This is a genomic window from Plantactinospora solaniradicis, assembly GCF_042658085.1.
GTDB classification, from domain to species: Bacteria; Actinomycetota; Actinomycetes; order Mycobacteriales; family Micromonosporaceae; genus Plantactinospora; species Plantactinospora solaniradicis.
Genome location: NZ_JBHSPR010000032.1, coordinates 133,456 through 148,072, shown reverse-complemented (window position 1 = coordinate 148,072; position 14,617 = coordinate 133,456). Strand labels below are relative to the sequence as shown.

The 14,617-nt window shown below is 70.7% G+C and carries 11 protein-coding genes; 6 read left to right on the top strand and 5 right to left on the bottom strand.

The features are described 5' to 3' along the window. The first annotated feature begins 11 nt into the window (after positions 1-11). Positions 12-398 carry a carboxymuconolactone decarboxylase family protein gene (locus ACFP2T_RS29520; protein ID WP_377427337.1) on the top strand — a complete coding sequence of 129 codons (387 nt, stop codon included), beginning with the start codon at positions 12-14 and terminating at the stop codon, positions 396-398. A gap of 161 nt (positions 399-559) precedes the next feature. Beyond that, entirely contained in the window at positions 560-1,069 is a 510-nt protein-coding gene (locus tag ACFP2T_RS29515) for a hypothetical protein (RefSeq protein ID WP_377427336.1), read from the top strand. Positions 1,070-1,147: 78 nt separating this feature from the next. Here ACFP2T_RS29515 and ACFP2T_RS29510 read toward each other — a convergent pair whose 3' ends face one another. The 3 genes from ACFP2T_RS29510 to ACFP2T_RS29500 all read right to left on the bottom strand — a co-directional run bounded on the left by ACFP2T_RS29510 (position 1,148) and on the right by ACFP2T_RS29500 (position 2,977). Continuing rightward, a complete protein-coding gene (locus ACFP2T_RS29510; RefSeq protein ID WP_377427333.1) occupies positions 1,148-1,762 on the bottom strand; it encodes a DUF4865 family protein in 615 nt (204 codons plus the stop codon). Positions 1,763-1,876: 114 nt separating this feature from the next. Further along, positions 1,877-2,260, bottom strand: coding sequence for a VOC family protein (locus tag ACFP2T_RS29505; protein WP_377427331.1), 384 nt, complete (start codon positions 2,258-2,260; stop codon positions 1,877-1,879). A 45-nt stretch (positions 2,261-2,305) separates the two neighbouring features. Then, on the bottom strand, positions 2,306-2,977 hold the full coding sequence (locus tag ACFP2T_RS29500; RefSeq protein WP_377427328.1) for an SRPBCC family protein: 672 nt from the start codon (positions 2,975-2,977) through the stop codon (positions 2,306-2,308). A 312-nt stretch (positions 2,978-3,289) separates the two neighbouring features. Here ACFP2T_RS29500 and ACFP2T_RS29495 point away from each other — a divergent pair, with 312 nt between their 5' ends. Beyond that, complete coding sequence (locus ACFP2T_RS29495) at positions 3,290-4,702, top strand: FAD-binding oxidoreductase (protein WP_377427326.1); 1,413 nt, start codon at positions 3,290-3,292, stop codon at positions 4,700-4,702. Here the strand turns inward: ACFP2T_RS29495 and ACFP2T_RS29490 are convergent. Continuing rightward, on the bottom strand, positions 4,665-7,382 hold the full coding sequence (locus ACFP2T_RS29490) for a glycoside hydrolase family 3 C-terminal domain-containing protein (RefSeq protein WP_377427324.1): 2,718 nt from the start codon (positions 7,380-7,382) through the stop codon (positions 4,665-4,667). The genes ACFP2T_RS29495 and ACFP2T_RS29490 overlap by 38 nt on opposite strands. A gap of 208 nt (positions 7,383-7,590) precedes the next feature. After that, entirely contained in the window at positions 7,591-11,124 is a 3,534-nt protein-coding gene (locus ACFP2T_RS29485) for a hypothetical protein (protein WP_377427322.1), read from the bottom strand. A gap of 140 nt (positions 11,125-11,264) precedes the next feature. Between ACFP2T_RS29485 and ACFP2T_RS29480 the strand changes: the two genes are divergently transcribed. The 3 genes from ACFP2T_RS29480 (at position 11,265) to ACFP2T_RS29470 (ending at position 14,610) form a co-directional block, all read left to right on the top strand. Beyond that, positions 11,265-12,263 (top strand): LacI family DNA-binding transcriptional regulator, encoded by a 999-nt coding sequence (locus ACFP2T_RS29480; protein ID WP_377427319.1) that lies wholly within the window; start codon positions 11,265-11,267, stop codon positions 12,261-12,263. A gap of 179 nt (positions 12,264-12,442) precedes the next feature. After that, complete coding sequence (locus ACFP2T_RS29475) at positions 12,443-13,342, top strand: NAD-dependent epimerase/dehydratase family protein (RefSeq protein WP_377427316.1); 900 nt, start codon at positions 12,443-12,445, stop codon at positions 13,340-13,342. Continuing rightward, positions 13,339-14,610 carry an enolase C-terminal domain-like protein gene (locus tag ACFP2T_RS29470; protein ID WP_377427314.1) on the top strand — a complete coding sequence of 424 codons (1,272 nt, stop codon included), beginning with the start codon at positions 13,339-13,341 and terminating at the stop codon, positions 14,608-14,610. Before ACFP2T_RS29475 ends, ACFP2T_RS29470 begins: the two co-directional genes overlap by 4 nt. The last annotated feature ends 7 nt before the right edge of the window (positions 14,611-14,617 follow it).

Here is a 14,617-nt window from a genome sequence, read left to right as displayed (position 1 = left end):
GAGGAGATACTATGAGCAGCGACGACTCGTACGAGCGCGGGTTGCTGGCAACCGAACGCCTGCTCGGGCAGCGCCTCGACATCCCGATGGGGGCCGGGGAACCGGACTCGGGGCGAGACTTCCGGAAGCTGGCAATCGCGCACACCTTTGGTGATTCGTGGGTGCGAACAGGGCTCGACGAGCGGGGCCGGGGGCTGGTGTCGGTGGCGATCGCGGCCACCCTCGGCACCCTCGGCCCGCTGCGGGGACAGCTACGGATCGCGCTCAACTCGGGGGTGTCGCCGGACGAGATCGTCGAACTCTTCATCCACCTACAGGCGTACGCCGGAGCGGCGCGGGCTTTCGAGGGTTACCAGGTGGCCATGGAGGTGTTCGCCGAGCGGGCCGAGCGTGGGTGAGCGCTACCGCCGATCCGGCCCGTCCGGCGAAGGTCGCGAGTGTCCGCGTGAACCACACGGAATCGTCGAGCCACGGACCGGCGGGCGACAGCACCGGCTTCCAGGATCATTGCGTCAGGAGTTCCTGGACTTCTCGATGAACGGTCACGGGGCTCCGGTTGGTGAAGCTCGGCGACGGTGAGGTAGCAGCGGTGGACGTGACACCCTCCAGGCGTCCCCCCGGGCTGGGGCGCCGCATCCGATGCACGCTCGGTCTGCACCAGCATCGCTTCCTGTCGGCCGACGAGGTCGCCGACCCGGCGGAGCCGTGCCGGGTCGAGTGGCGGTGCGTCTACTGCGACCGGCTGAGGAGCTATGGCCCGAACCACGATTACGCCCGCGAAACCACCGGGGACCATCCCTGCCGGCGGATACGGACCTGCGTACGGTGCGGGCATGAGAAAACGGAGGTCGAGCATCGGACGCGCCGGGTATTCGTTCAGGATCTGCCCTCCGGCGAGCGCTCGACGGATGTGACCTACTGGCCTGAGAAGCTTAACTGTGACTATGTGGATCTCTGCCAGGACTGTGGTGACACGAGCTGGGTGAGGACCGAACACAACTGGGACAACCCGCGCTGGGGCGACGTCTGTGGCCGGTGCGGGGAGAAATGGGTCGGCGACGAGGCGTAGCATTTCAGGACTTCGGTTGCTGGCCGCTGGGCGCAAGCAGTGGGCTCGCCGGGGCTGTCGACGGACTCCCGAGGCGGCCTACCAGGTTCGTCCAGTTGGCAGCTCGGCCAGTCCGGGCGCGGACAGGTGCAGCACCTCGTACTGCTCGGTGGCCTGCTCGTCGTGCGGAACGGTGTCCTGCCACAGGACGAATCTCAGCAGCTGCCAATGCTGAGGGTCGAGGGCGAGCGCGGCGGTGTGCACGCCGTCCCGCCGGGCCAGCAATGCGAGCGCGGCGGTCTCCTGCTCGATCCGGGCGGTCAGCCCCAGCCCGTTGGCCTCGACGTCGGGGTCGACCGGCAACGGAGTCAGCCGGCGCGACGCCGCCCTCGGGACGGACTCACGGCTCGGCCCGGCGACACTCGCGATCCCGGTCCAGTGCTGCACGGTGGGGCGGCCGAAGTCGCGGATGATGCCCTGGAAGCCGCTTCCACCGGCCAGGAACTGGGCCATCGCGCCCACGTCGTTCCACAGGTAGAACGGTGCGTACTGGTTGACCGGCGAACCGTCCCGGCCGCGTTCGCGGACCAGGTACGCCTTCAGCCCCAGCCCGGCGCGGTCGTCGAGAAGGTGCCCGAAGTCGGCGACGCGCTTGCGGATGATCCGCATGTCGTAGTCGGCGGGCAGGGTGATCTCGTACTGCTTGGCGTACATGGAGCGGCGACCTCCGGTCGGCGTGGGCGGATGGCGGTGGGGGCGGATGGCGGTGGGGGCGGATGGCGGCGTGGGCAGATCGAGGCGGCTGCCGTCGAAGGCCGGACAGCGGGGTCAGAGGTTACGCGCGGGGTTGCCCGTCCACATGCCGAACGAGATCCCCGTCGGGTCCTGGGCGGTGCCGAACCAGCGGTCGTCGCCGCCGAGCGCGGTGCGGGCGCGTTCGACCCGACCGCCGTGCGCCTCGACCTGCGTCAAGGTCGTTTCCAGGTCGTCTACCTCGACGTACACCCGGGTACCGGCGTGCGGCGGCATGCCGTTGGCAGCACGTTGCAAGCCGCCGAGTGTCTCGCCGTCGCTACTGATGAGCCAGTAGTCGGCACCCAGTTCGGTGTCGGCGAACGCGGCACGGAACGTCCAGCCCCACAGGCGGCCGTGAAAGGCCTGGAACGTGTCAGGGTCGGGGGTCTCGATCTCCCACCAGACGATGCGTGACATGCATTCTTCTTACACCTTCCGCCAGAGGGGAGGACCACCTGCGGATCAGTCGCCCGACGGTTCCGGGGCGGGTACGTCCGGGGCGTAGAACGCCGTCGTGTTCGCGACCATCGTGGCCACCGCGTCCGGGGACTCGCCTCCGGCCACCGACGCCGCGCCCCAGGAGTTGCTGCTGAGCGTCGCGAACTCCCGGGCCTCCTTGGACTGCTCCCAGGCGCTGGGGTCGTCGATGCCGCCGCCGGCCAGGTGCAGGCCGAGGCCGAGCAGGGCCAGGTCCCAGCCGACGCCGACGGCGCCGGGGCCGTACTGGGCCCACCGCTCGGGATCGTCGATCGCGATGTGTTCGAGTTCGAAGACGGTGGACTTGTCGTCGTCGGGCCCGGTGCCGGGCGACAGCCGGACCTCCACCTCGCTGAATCCGCCCTCGACGGGCGGGCCGAACACCCAGGTCAGCCGGAGTCGGCGGGGTGGCTCGCAGGCGATGATCTCGCCGCCGGCGTTGCCCTCGACCTGGTACCTGCCGCCGAGCCGGAAGTCGCCGCTGACCGGCAGGAACCAGCGGGGCAGCCGCTCGGGGCTGGTGACGGCGTCCCAGACGTCCTCGACGGAGGTGTCGTAGGTCCGTCGCAACAGGACGGTCCGGGCCTCGCCGGCCGGGGTGTCGGCTCGGCCGACCACCCGGTGGGTCGCATTGATCTCGTCGACGATGTCCACCATCGCTCCTTCATCCTGTGGATTTCATCCCGGTCTTTCCCGGCAGAACGGGTGGCAGCGTATCAGGATCGGCTTATATAAGCTAACTGCGGGCGTTCCTCGGAGTGGCCGAACCCCGACAACCCCCACCGTCGGCTCTCCGGCCGACCCGGGGTCGCCTTTCCGACCGCGCCGAGGCCGGATCGAGGATCGCGCGTCCTCGGCGCCGACGATACGTTCGCCGCACCGAGCGGCCGACGCGGAACCAGCCGACGCGGAAACCAGCCCGACGACCATCGCCCGCTGCCGGCCGCACCTGTCGTCCAGGGAGTCGCCATGGCCGCACAGAGCAGCCTTCCCACCGCCGTACGGAATGCCGTCCGGCGGCTCCGTCCGATTCTCGGGGACCGGCTCGTGACGACCTCGGATCCGGGGTACGAGTCGACGCGTCGGCTCTGGAACGCCGCCGTCACCACCCGACCGGCGCTGATCGCCCGCTGCCTCGACACCGACGACGTGCGCGCGGTCGTCCGTACCGCCCGGGACTGCGGGGTGCCGCTCTCGGTCCGGGCCGGTGGACACGACTGGGCCGGTCGGGCGTTGCGCCCCGGTGGACTGGTGCTCGACATGACCGGGATGAACCAGGTGAGCATCGCCCGGGACAGCGCGACCGCGATCGTGGCCGGCGGGGCTACCGCCGCAGACCTGCTGGCCGCCGCCCAGCCGTACGGGCTGGTGACCGCAACCGGCGTGGTCCGGGCGGTCGGGATGGCCGGGCTCAGCCTCGCCGGCGGGTACGGCCCGCTCTGCGGCCGCTACGGGCTCGCCCTGGACAACCTGCTCGGTGCCGAGCTGGTACTCGCCGACGGGACGCAGGTCACGGCGAGCCTCGACGACGACGCGAATCTCTACTGGGCGCTGCGCGGCGGCGGCGGCAACTTCGGCGTCGTCACCAGCCTGCGGTACCGGCTGCACCCGTTGCGCACCGTGCTGGCCGGGATGATCCTGTTCCCGGTCGAGCAGGCCCGGAACGTGCTGGCCAGCTACCGGAACTTCCTGCCCGACTGCCCCGACGAGTTGACCGTGATGGCCGGCTTCCTGCCCGGCCCGCAGAGGCAGCCGATGGTGTTCCTCGCGCCGACCTGGAGTGGTCGGGACCTCGGCGCGGGGGAGCGGGCGGTTGCCCGGCTGGCGGCGTTCGGGCGGCCGATCACGGCCCAGGTCGGCCCGATGACGTACGGCGACGCGCTCGGGATGTTCGACGGCGGGATGCTGCCCGGTAACCACTATCTGCTGCGTACCCGGTGGTTGGCGGAGTTGTCCGGCCCGGCGGTCGAGGTGTTGCTCGACGCGGCGACGAGCGCCAGTTCGCCGTTCTCGGCGCTGGCCGTACACCATTTCCACGGTGCGGCGAGCCGGATCGGCCGGACCGAGACCGCGTTCGGGCTGCGCGACGACCACCTGCTGGTGGAGGTCATCGCGGTCTGGCCGCCGGGCGAGCCGGTGGCGGCGCACCGGCACTGGGCGGACCGCTGCTCGGCCCGGCTGGCCCCGCTCGCGCTGCCCGGCGGGTACCCGAACCTGCTCGCGCCGGACGAGCACGAGCGGGTCCGGCTCGCCTATGGACCGAACTATCCCCGGGTGCTGGCCGCGAAGCGCCGGTACGACCCGGACAACCTCTTCGGCTCCGCCGTGCCGACGCTGCCCCGGATCACCGGACCCCGAGCGAGAACTCGGTCGATCGGCTGACGCCCCGGTAGCTCACCGTGACGGTGACGGTCGCGACGCCGGGCGAGCCGGTGCGGATGACTCCGGCCGGGTCCACCGACACCACACCGGGCCGGTTGCTGTGGTACCGGACGGTAGTGCCGGTCGGCAGCGGGGTGCTGGCGCCCTCGGCGCGGTAGCCGTACCGGGTGTCGTCGCTCATCGCAATCGTGAGCCTCGGCGACACGACCGTGTTCGGGGAGACCAGCGTCGGCGCGGTCGCGGTGACGACCGACAGCTCCGGCCGCAGGCTGCCGCCGACGAGGACCCGAGCCTGCTGCCGGGGGTTGGCGTCCGTGCTGGACCTGCCGACCTGGATCAGGTACGAGCCCCGGTCGACGACGTACCGGCCGAGTTGGTTGTCGAAGAAGGCCAGGTCGGGGATGTCGACGGTGAAACTGACCCGCTTCGTCTGCTTCGGCCGCAGCGAGATCTTCTGGAAGCCGTTCAACCGCTTGGCGGGGCGTTGCCGGGCGGCCGGCGCGGTGGGCGTACCCGCGTAGAGCTGGACCACCTCGGACCCGGCCACCGACCCGGTGTTGGTGACGTCGACGCTGACCCGGACGCTGCCGTTGGCGTCGACCGTCCGCCGGTCGACCGCCAGCCGGGAGTACGCGAAGCCGGTGTAGCCGAGCCCGTGCCCGAACGGGTACGAGACGTCCCCGTCGAAGTACATGTACGTCCGCCCGGGGCTGGTTCCGTCGCCCCGGATGCCGTAGTCGTCGATCGGCGGGAGCTGGCTGGCGTTCCGGTACCAGGTGAACGGCAGCCGCCCGCTGGGATTACGCGTCCCGAGCAGCACGTCGGCCAGCGCCTCGCCCTTGCGCTGCCCGTTGTACGAACTCCAGAGCAGCGCCGGCACCGCCGCCTCGAAGTCGGCGACGTCGACCTGTCCGGCGGTCTCCAGGTAGACGACGGTGTTCGGGTTCCGGGCCGCCACCTGGCTGATCAGGGACGCCTGTGCGCCGGGCAGGGCCAGCGAGCGGCGGTCCACGTCCTCGCGGGAGTGCCGGTCGTCGGTGCCGGCGTACACGATGACCGCGTCGTAGGAGGCGGCGGCGGCCACCGACGCCGGGTCGACCTCGGCCAGGGTGCCCGGGGTGACGCCGGGCAGGTGGTCGACGACGGCACCGGGGTTGATCGCCTGGATCGCCGCCCGGACCCCGGCGTAGCCGTTGACCTCGTTGGCCTGGCCGGCGCTGGCCTGAATGCTGGAGTAGCCGCCGAGGTACATGGACGGCGGGTTGGCGTAGTGCCCGATCACCGCGACCCGGTACGGCCCGGAGGCCGGAACCCGCAGCGGCAGCAGTGCGTTCCGGCCACCCTGCCTGCTCCGGCTGGCCTCGTTCTTCAACAGCACGATGCTCTCGGCGCCGACCTCGCGGGCCAGGGCGAGCCGATCCGCGGTCTGCGTCACCGCACCGTTGGCGTCCGAGTTCGTCCAACTGCCGGGCGCGACCCGGCTCCGGGCCGCCGTCACCCACGGCACGTTCTCGGCGGGGTCGAACTCGCCGAGCCGGATCCGCGTGGTCAGCAGCCGGACGAGTGCGGCGTCGACGTGCTCCTCGGTGTACCTGCCGTTCGGGGTCATGATGCCCCGCGCGACCGCCTCGGGGATCGTGTTGGCGTAGCTCCACTGGTCGTGGTAGCCCTGCTGGCAGTTCAGGTCCTCACCGGCGGCGTTGGCCCACGCGTGCCGTTCGACGTGGTCCAGCGGCTCCGGTTCACCCGGCGGCTGCCAGTGGTGGCCGTGCTGGATCTCGCGGATCGAGTCGCAGTCCGAGGTGAAGAAGCCGCCGAAGCCGAACGTCTGCCGGGCGAGTTCGTCCATCAGGTAGCCGCTGGCCGAGGTCGGCACCCCGTTGACCCGGTTGTACGAGGTCATGATGGAGGCCGGTGAGCTGCGCTCGATCACCTCGCGGAACTGCGCGGTGTAGTACTCGCGCAGGGTCCGGTCGTCCATGTTCGCCGATCCGGTGAGCCGGTCGAACTCGCTGTTGTTCGCGGCGTAGTGCTTGAGCGTGGTGCTGGTCTTCAGGTAGCCGCCGCCCTGCGGCAGCAGCCGTCCGGCCCGGTCCTTGCCCTCCATCCCGTTCACGAACTCTGCCGCGAGTGCGGCGGTGAGCAGCGGGTCCTCGCTGAACGCCTCGTCGCCCCGACCCCAGCGGGGATCACGGGCGAGGTTGATGGTGGGGGAGTAGAAGTTCAGGTCGAGCCGGTTGTCCCGGACGACCTCCCGGGCCTCGTCGGAGATCAGCGTCGCCTCCCGGTAGACCAGATCGGGATTCCAGGTGGCGCCGAGCGAGAGGTCGACCGGATAGGAGGTGGTGTTGATCAGGATGGGCGGGTTGGCGTTGTTCAGGGTGCCCTCCCGGGCGACTCCGTGCGCGGCCTCGTTCCACCAGCCGTACGCCGAGATGCCCAGTCGGGGCAGGGCCGCCGACTGGCTGCTGACCATCTGCGCGGCCTTCTCCTCCAGGGTCATCCGGGAGACCAGGTCGATCGCCCGTTCCCGGGCCGGGTACGCCCGGTTGGAGTAGATCGGCGGAACGGCGCCGTCGCCGCTGGTCCCGGTCGGCGCAGCCACCGGCTCCGCTGCACAACCGCTGCCGCTGACCAGTACGACGGCCACCACCGCCGCCGCCCAGGCACGCGCTCGCATCCGGTCATCCCCCTCCGCCGGCCCGCTGGACCCCGGGGCGAACGTATGACTTGTATCGATGACGGTCAAGATACTTGTGGACAGAGATCCGGCCACCGCCAGTCGCGTCGGTGTCGTCCCGGTGGATGGGCCGAGGGCCTTCTTCGATGGAGCGGGCCTGGGGCGGCGGAGAGAGCCGGCCTCTCCGCCGTCGTCCAGGTGGGCGCTGTCAGGGGCAGTTGATCGGTGGGTGGGGCACCTGCCGCACCTGGTAGGACGGCTGGCCGCTCGTGGCGACGACCGAACCGTCCACGGTCACCTCTCCGGCGGGAAGCGACACCGACCCGGTGGGAAAGGTCTCGGAGACCTTCATACCGGGCGGCACATCGCGGAACTCCTTCTTACCCCAAGGAGTGGTGATGCGGACACCGGCTGCCAGTAACTCCCGGTTCGTCACTTCGACCGCCACGGAGCCACCGGACGGAAGGCACACCGTCCGCGCCCGGGTCGACAGGTCCACTTTGTTACCGCCGGGAGGCATGAGTCGCAGGGAGTGGAACAGAGTCGGATCCTTCGTCTCGGCGACACCCTTGCCCCAACTGCTCCAGCCGCGGCGGCCCGACCCGTCGTTCTCGTTGATCGCGATCGTGGCGGCCATGATGCGATTGGCCGGGTCGACCCCGAGCGCCGCCCACGTCGCTGCCAACTCGTAGGTCGTCGTCTTCGTCTTCTCGTCCCGCCTCACCACGGTCGTGATGCCATCCGTCCCGCCGCTCACCGGTAGCCACCGGGTGAGGTCGACCGGTCCCACGTCGGTCAGGGCGCTGCCGACCTCCCCTACGGGGCGGCCATTTTCGCCCGGCCAGCCGGGCGAGGCCCCGAGCTGGAGGCTGTCACCCTGCCAGATGGCCGCACCCCTGGCCGGCTGCGCCTGGACGTCGTCGATGATCTGCGTCGTGAGGTAGAGCCGGCTGTCGTCGTGTGTGATCCACAGACTTCCGCTGAGGTCCTGCGGGCCCTTCCAGCCGGTGATCACCTGCTCGTCCTTCCCCAGCGTCTGTGCCGGGAGCTTCTTGACGGCACGATCCACCACGCCGTCTACCTGCACCGTCTGGTACGGGACGTCCACCGCCACCGAACTCGCAGCCACAACGATGCCGCTCACGGTGTCGGTCGCGGCTCCGGAGACGGTCGCCGACCACGCACCGAAGGTGGTGAGCGGAACATCCTGTACGGCCGTGGCTCCGGCGGCCACCTGCGCATCGGCGAGCACCGTTCCCTCCGAACCGCCGAAGGCCCAGGTGACGCCGTCGAGGCGTACCGCATGCGTGTTGCGGTTGAGAACCTTGAGCCGTAGCACGTCCGCGCCGGCAGCGCTCAGCGCATGCTCACCCGTCAGCTGCAATGCGGGAACGACCTGCGCGGCAGCGGTGAGGACGCCGATCGCGTGACCTCCCTCCCGCACGACCGCGGTCCAGGTGCGCTGCCCGACCTGAGCGGGCGCGAGCGCCGCAGCGACGTCCTGGGTGGCCCCGGCGGGCACGGTCGCCTGCGTGGTCAGCCCATCGGAGACGAGCGAGAGGGTGCGGGCCGACGTCCCCGAGTTGGCGATACGCCAGGTGGTATCCGGCGCGCTCCCACCGACGGCACCCGTCACGGCCAGCGAGAACGGCGAGGCGGTCGCAATCCTGCCCAGCGCGCCCTGCAGATAGACCGGCTCCGTACCCACCGCGACGTGCACCCGTCCGTCGGCGTCGGGCTGAAGGACGGTCGTACCGCCGTAGAGGTTGGTGACCGTTACCGAGCCGGTCGCCTGGACGCTCCACGTCTGTGGCGTCAGTGCCCACAGCGCCTGCATGCGCGTGTCAGCGGATTCGCCCGTACGTGGGCCGAACTCGACTCCGTAGCGCCCGGTGCCGAGCGACAGGACCGTGCGGACGGGGCGCTCCGCCGTCTGACGCGTGAGTATGCCCTCTGCGGTGAACGCGGGCTTCGGGACGTACGCGCCACGAGCGTCGCCCTCATTGCGGATCATCCCGAAGTTGTGCTCGGCATCGGCCGGGTTCGTGCCGTCGTCCTTGAAGTCGTAGACGGTGAATCGCCCGATTCCGTCGCCGAGGCTCAGCAGTTGTGCGCGCGCGAGGTTGCGTGCCTGTACGCCAGGCGCCACGCCAGGCGGGTTCTGCGTCGTGTACCAGCCGTGCTCGGTGAACCAGATCGGCAGGTCGGGGTGCCCCGCCGCGGCGAACTTCTGCCGCAGAATCGCCACGTGGGTCTCGAACGACTCGGGCTCGGCCGTGAAGTTGTACGGATGAGTCGAGAACGCGTCGATGTGGTCGAGGCCGCCGGCGGAGATGAAGCCGTCGAGCCAGCCCTGCCAGTCGTTCATCGGCGCGAGGGCGGGCCCGACCAGCGTCGCGTCCGGATGTGTCGCCTTGACTCTCGCGGCCGTCGCGGCGAGCAGCGCGACATAGGTCTGCGGCGTCGCCCCTGCGGGACCGTTCACGTCGCGGATGTTCCACTCGTTCCACACCTCGTACGTCGCGTGTGCGGTGCCGAAGTGATCGACGGACGCCTGGGCGTACCCGGCGAAACCGGCTCGCCCCGCATCGGTCGCGGGCGCTTCTCCCTCGTGGTAGAGCGCGTTGCCGTAGTCGAGCACATGCAGGAAGTCCACGTCGTTCGCGCGCAGCGCCGCCGTGGCGGTCTCGACGCGGGTGGGGAAGGCGTACGTGCCTTTGACCCGTTCGACTTCCGCCCAGTACGCCTCGTCGCGAGCGAAGCCGAGACCGGCCTTCCCGAGCAAGGGTACGGAGGCGGTCGGCCACTGCTGACCGTAGTGCGTCGCGGCACCGATGCGTCGTTCACGGAAAGTAGTCGCGGGCAACACCGAGATGTCCGTGCCGCCGTTGACGGTGGTGCCATCGGGCTGGACGGCGGCAATGTCAACCGTGTACCAGCCGGTCCCCAGCGCACCGAGGGAGATGGTGTTTCCGAGCTGCGCAGGAGTGCCGGAGCCCGCGGCGACGACGCCCCCGTACGCGTCCCGCGCCGACCAGCTGAGCGACGTGGCGGCCGTGTCGACGCCGAACGACACGGTGTCGCCGGTGGTGAAGGCGTTACCGAGCGTCGTCGGCTTGATGGCGAGCGGGGGCGGCGGTCCCTGGACGACGACATCGTCGACGTCGAGCGTCACGGCTGGGCCGGGAGAGATGCGGAACGCGTCGATCAGCAGCGAGATCCGTGTCAGCGGCCCGTGCCACGCGCCGTCATTGGCGCCGCCCCAGTGAACGTACTGGACTCCGCCCGCGAAGGTGGTGATCGACAGCCTCTGCCATTGCGTGCCGGGCGAGAGCGCGAGGGTCTGCTGGTGCGCCTGCCCGGTGCTGTCGACGAGGCGCAGGACCAGGCCGGTCAGCTGGGCGCTGCGTACCGAGAGGTCGAGTCTTCGCAGGTCGAGCGAGGGGACGCCGCGCGCCATCTCGACCGTTCCGCTCGGCGCACTCGCCTGGACGCGGGCGGCTGCGGTGCCGCCTGCGGGCGCGTTGGTGGTGGTCGTGAGCGTCGCGGTGGCGCCGCCCGTCGTCACCGGCGACCACGGATCGGTGCCGCGTTCGAAGTCGCCGATTACGACGGGCCCGGTGCTGGCGGCGGCGGGCTGTGGGACGGACAGCAGCGCCATGGCGGCAGCGACGGAAGCCAGCAGTGCGAGCGCTCGGCGGGAGAGCGCCCTTTCGGAAGGCGGAGAGATTGTCCTGGGCATGAGCACTCCTCGATGGGGCGTCGGACGACCGCGATCGGGGGGACGGGGAGGCTTTGCGGTGCGAAACCGGTTTCGCAGTTCGCCAATTTTCGCCGGGTGGTCAAACTCTGTCAATGCCCCCGCGCCGGTATGCTTTCGGCATGCCGTCGAACCGCAGCGTCCGGTTGAGCGACATCGCGGCGATCGCCGGGGTGTCGATCTCCACCGCGTCCAAGGCCCTGAACGGGGGCGATCGGATCTCGGCGGAGACCCGGGCGCGCGTGCGCGAGGTCGCGGAGCGGCTCGACTTCCAGCCGAACGCGCTCGCGCGATCCTTCGCGCTCGGGCGCAGCCGGACCATCGGGATCCTGACCTACCGTGCGACCAGTACCTTCGCCGGTCCGGTCCTCATCGGCGCGGTGCTGCAGCTCGGTGAGCTGCAGCAGGCGTCTCTCGTGTTCGACGAGGACCTGCTCGTGCCGCGCCAGATGACCAAGAGCATCCGGGCGCTCCAGGCGCGCCGCATCGACGGCCTTCTCGTCGTCGGGGACGGTCACGAACGCGTGTCGCACTCGGTGACGCACCACTTCGGCGTGCCCGTGACGTATGCGTTCGCGGCGTCGGACCACCCCGAGGATGTCGTCTACCTGCCCGACAACGAGGGTGCGGGGCGCCTCGCGACACGGCATCTGGTGGAGGTCGGGGCTACCCGTATCGCCCACATCACGGGCAGTCGGGACAGCATCGCCGCCCGCCTGCGTGAGCGTGGGATGCGTGCGGAACTGGAGGCTGCCGGGCTCAAGCAGGCCGGCGAGACCCGGCACGGGTCCTGGTCCCACGACTGGGGCGCCGCAGCGATGTCCGAGATGCTTGATTCCGGTGTCGAGATCGACGCCGTCTTCTGCGGCAACGACCACATCGGCCTGGGTGTGCTCGAGGTCTGCGCCGTGCGCGGCCTCCGGGTGCCCGGGGACATCGCCGTCGTCGGCGTCGACAACTGGGAAGGCGTCGTCCTGGATCAGGGCATCCGCCGGCTCACCACCGTCGACCTGGAGCTGCAGCGGCTCGGCCGACTCGCCGCCGCCGATGTCCTCGCTCCCGAGCGGGCGCCCGGCGAGCACCTCGTGGCGCCGACCCTGGTGCTCGGTCCTTCCTCCTGACGGCACAGCCGCACCGCACGGCGTTCCGGACCGCACGGCAGTCCTGATAGGACTGCCGTGCCTCGGCGTGCGCCGGAGCGGGCCGTCGGCATCCGACTGTTGACATCCTCTGGGGCGTGTGCTTCTCTGCTGCGAAAGCAGTTTCGCAACATCGTTTCCTGACAGTGAGGATCACCGGCGTGCCTGAGCTCATCCGACCCACCCGAGTGTTGGTCACCGGTGCCGACGGGACCGTTGGCCGGCCGACGGTCGAGGCGCTCGTCGACGACGGCATCGCCGTCACCGCACTGTCCCGTACCTGGTCCGCGCCGACTCCGGCGGACCGGGTCTTTACCGGCGACGCCGCCGATGAAGTCCTGGTACGGGACGCGCTGTCGGACGTGGACGCGGTCGTTCATCTGGCGGCGACGGCGCATCCCGACCTCGACACGCCGCGGGCCGTGTTCGTCGGGAACACCTCCGCGACATTCACGGTTCTTGCCTGCGCGGGGGAGGCGGGTATCCGCCGGGCGGTCATCGCCAGCTCGATCAACGCCTTCGGGATACCGATGAATCGGCACGACGTGATGCCGGCGTACTACCCGCTGGACGAGGCGTCGCCCGTGGCGCACGACGACGCGTACTCGCTGTCGAAGTGGGTCGACGAGCGGATCGGTGCGTTCGCCTGCAGCCGCTGGGACATGACCGTCGTCGCGCTGCGCTTCCCGCTCGTCCGCGAGCTCGCCGCGTTGCGGGACACGGTGCGGCGCATGATCGCGATACCCGGGGAACAGGCACGCCTCGCGCGTGAGGGGTGGGCGTACCTGGAGATGGCGGATGCCGTCGACGCGATCCTGCGCGGCCTCACCCAGCCGATCTCCGGGATGCACACGCTCCTGGTGGCCGCGGCGGACACCATCCTGAACCAGTCCACCGAGGATCTTCTCGACCGCTACGCGGCCCACGTCGAACGCCGGCAACGCTTCGACGGGCGCCGAGCACCGATCGACACGTCCGCCGCGCGCCACGTACTCGGCTGGGCTCCCGTGGTCTCGCTCGCCGAGGGCGAGGCATCCATCATCATGGAGGCAACCGCATGAGTGCGCAGGACGCGGCGTCCCCCTTCGCCCAGCCCTGGGAGGCACCCGACGACGTGCGCATCACCCGGGTCCGGGCGATCGCGACCGCACCGGAGGGCATTCCGCTGCTGGTCGTCAAGGTCGAGACGAGCGACGACGGCCTGTACGGGTTGGGCTGCGCGACCTTCACCCAGCGCTGGCGGGCGGTCGCGACCTATCTGGAGGAGCACCTCGCCCGGCTGGTCGTCGGCCGCTACCCGGGTGACATCGAGGACCTCGTACGCCTCGCCCGGTTCTCGTCCTACTGGCGCGAGGGCCCGGTCGGCAACAACGCGATCTCCGGGCTCGACCAGGCGTTGTGGGACATCGCGGGAAAGCGGGCCGGGCGGCCGGTGCACGAGCTTCTCGGTGGCAAGGTACGCGGGGCGGCCGACACCTACCTGCACGCCGCTGGCGCGACCGTCGAGGAAACGCTCGACCAGGCGGAACGTCTCCGGGATGAGGGGCTACGGCACATCCGGCTCCAGACGGGCCAGCCGGGTGCCGGTCACTACGGCGCCCCGGCGGTGCCGCACACCGCAACCACCGACCATCAGTATCCGGGCGGCTGGGATGTCGAGGAGTACCTCCGGCGTACCCCCGAGCTCTTCGCGGCGGCCCGAGCCCGGCTCGGCCCCGACATCGCCCTGCTGCACGACGTGCACTCGCGACTCTCCCCGAAGCAGGCCGTCGTGCTCGCCCGCTCGCTCGAGCCGTACCGCCTGTACTTTCTGGAAGACGTCGTCGCGCCCGAGCACTGGGACCGCCTGCCCGAGGTACGGGCGGCCTCACCCGTGCCCCTCGCGGTGGGCGAGCTGACCACCTCGCTGACGGACGCGGCGCGCCTCGTGCTCGGCGGAGGCGTGGACTTCATCCGCTCCCACATCTCCGGCATCGGTGGCCTCACCGCGGCCCGCAAGATCGCCGCCGCCGCGGAGTTGGTGGGCGTACGCACGGCGTGGCACGCCCCGGGCGACACGTCGCCCATCGGTGCGGCAGCGAACGTCGCGCTGGACATGACCAGCCCGGCCTTCGGCATCCAGGAAGGCCACGTGTACACCCCCGCCGTGCACGAGGTCTTCCCCGGGACGCTGCGCATCGAGCGCGGCTGGCTGCGCCCCAACGAGGCACCGGGCTGGGGGATCGACCTCGACGAGGCCGCCGCCGCCCGGTTCCCCGCCGGACTCTCCGGGCACGACGCGTGGGCTGCGCGGGTCCGGGGCCGGGACGGAGGACTCGTCGCTCCCTGACCGGCAG

Excerpts from the sequence above, each read along its gene's own strand:
- ACFP2T_RS29520 (WP_377427337.1), top strand. The coding sequence starts at position 12 with ATGAGCAGCGACGACTCGTACGAGCGCGGGTTGCTGGCAACCGAACGC.
- ACFP2T_RS29510 (WP_377427333.1), bottom strand. The coding sequence starts at position 1,762 with ATGTACGCCAAGCAGTACGAGATCACCCTGCCCGCCGACTACGACATG.
- ACFP2T_RS29505 (WP_377427331.1), bottom strand. The coding sequence starts at position 2,260 with ATGTCACGCATCGTCTGGTGGGAGATCGAGACCCCCGACCCTGACACG.
- ACFP2T_RS29500 (WP_377427328.1), bottom strand. The coding sequence starts at position 2,977 with ATGGTGGACATCGTCGACGAGATCAATGCGACCCACCGGGTGGTCGGC.
- ACFP2T_RS29495 (WP_377427326.1), top strand. The coding sequence starts at position 3,290 with ATGGCCGCACAGAGCAGCCTTCCCACCGCCGTACGGAATGCCGTCCGG.
- ACFP2T_RS29490 (WP_377427324.1), bottom strand. The coding sequence starts at position 7,382 with ATGCGAGCGCGTGCCTGGGCGGCGGCGGTGGTGGCCGTCGTACTGGTC.
- ACFP2T_RS29485 (WP_377427322.1), bottom strand. The coding sequence starts at position 11,124 with ATGCCCAGGACAATCTCTCCGCCTTCCGAAAGGGCGCTCTCCCGCCGA.
- ACFP2T_RS29480 (WP_377427319.1), top strand. The coding sequence starts at position 11,265 with ATGCCGTCGAACCGCAGCGTCCGGTTGAGCGACATCGCGGCGATCGCC.
- ACFP2T_RS29470 (WP_377427314.1), top strand. The coding sequence starts at position 13,339 with ATGAGTGCGCAGGACGCGGCGTCCCCCTTCGCCCAGCCCTGGGAGGCA.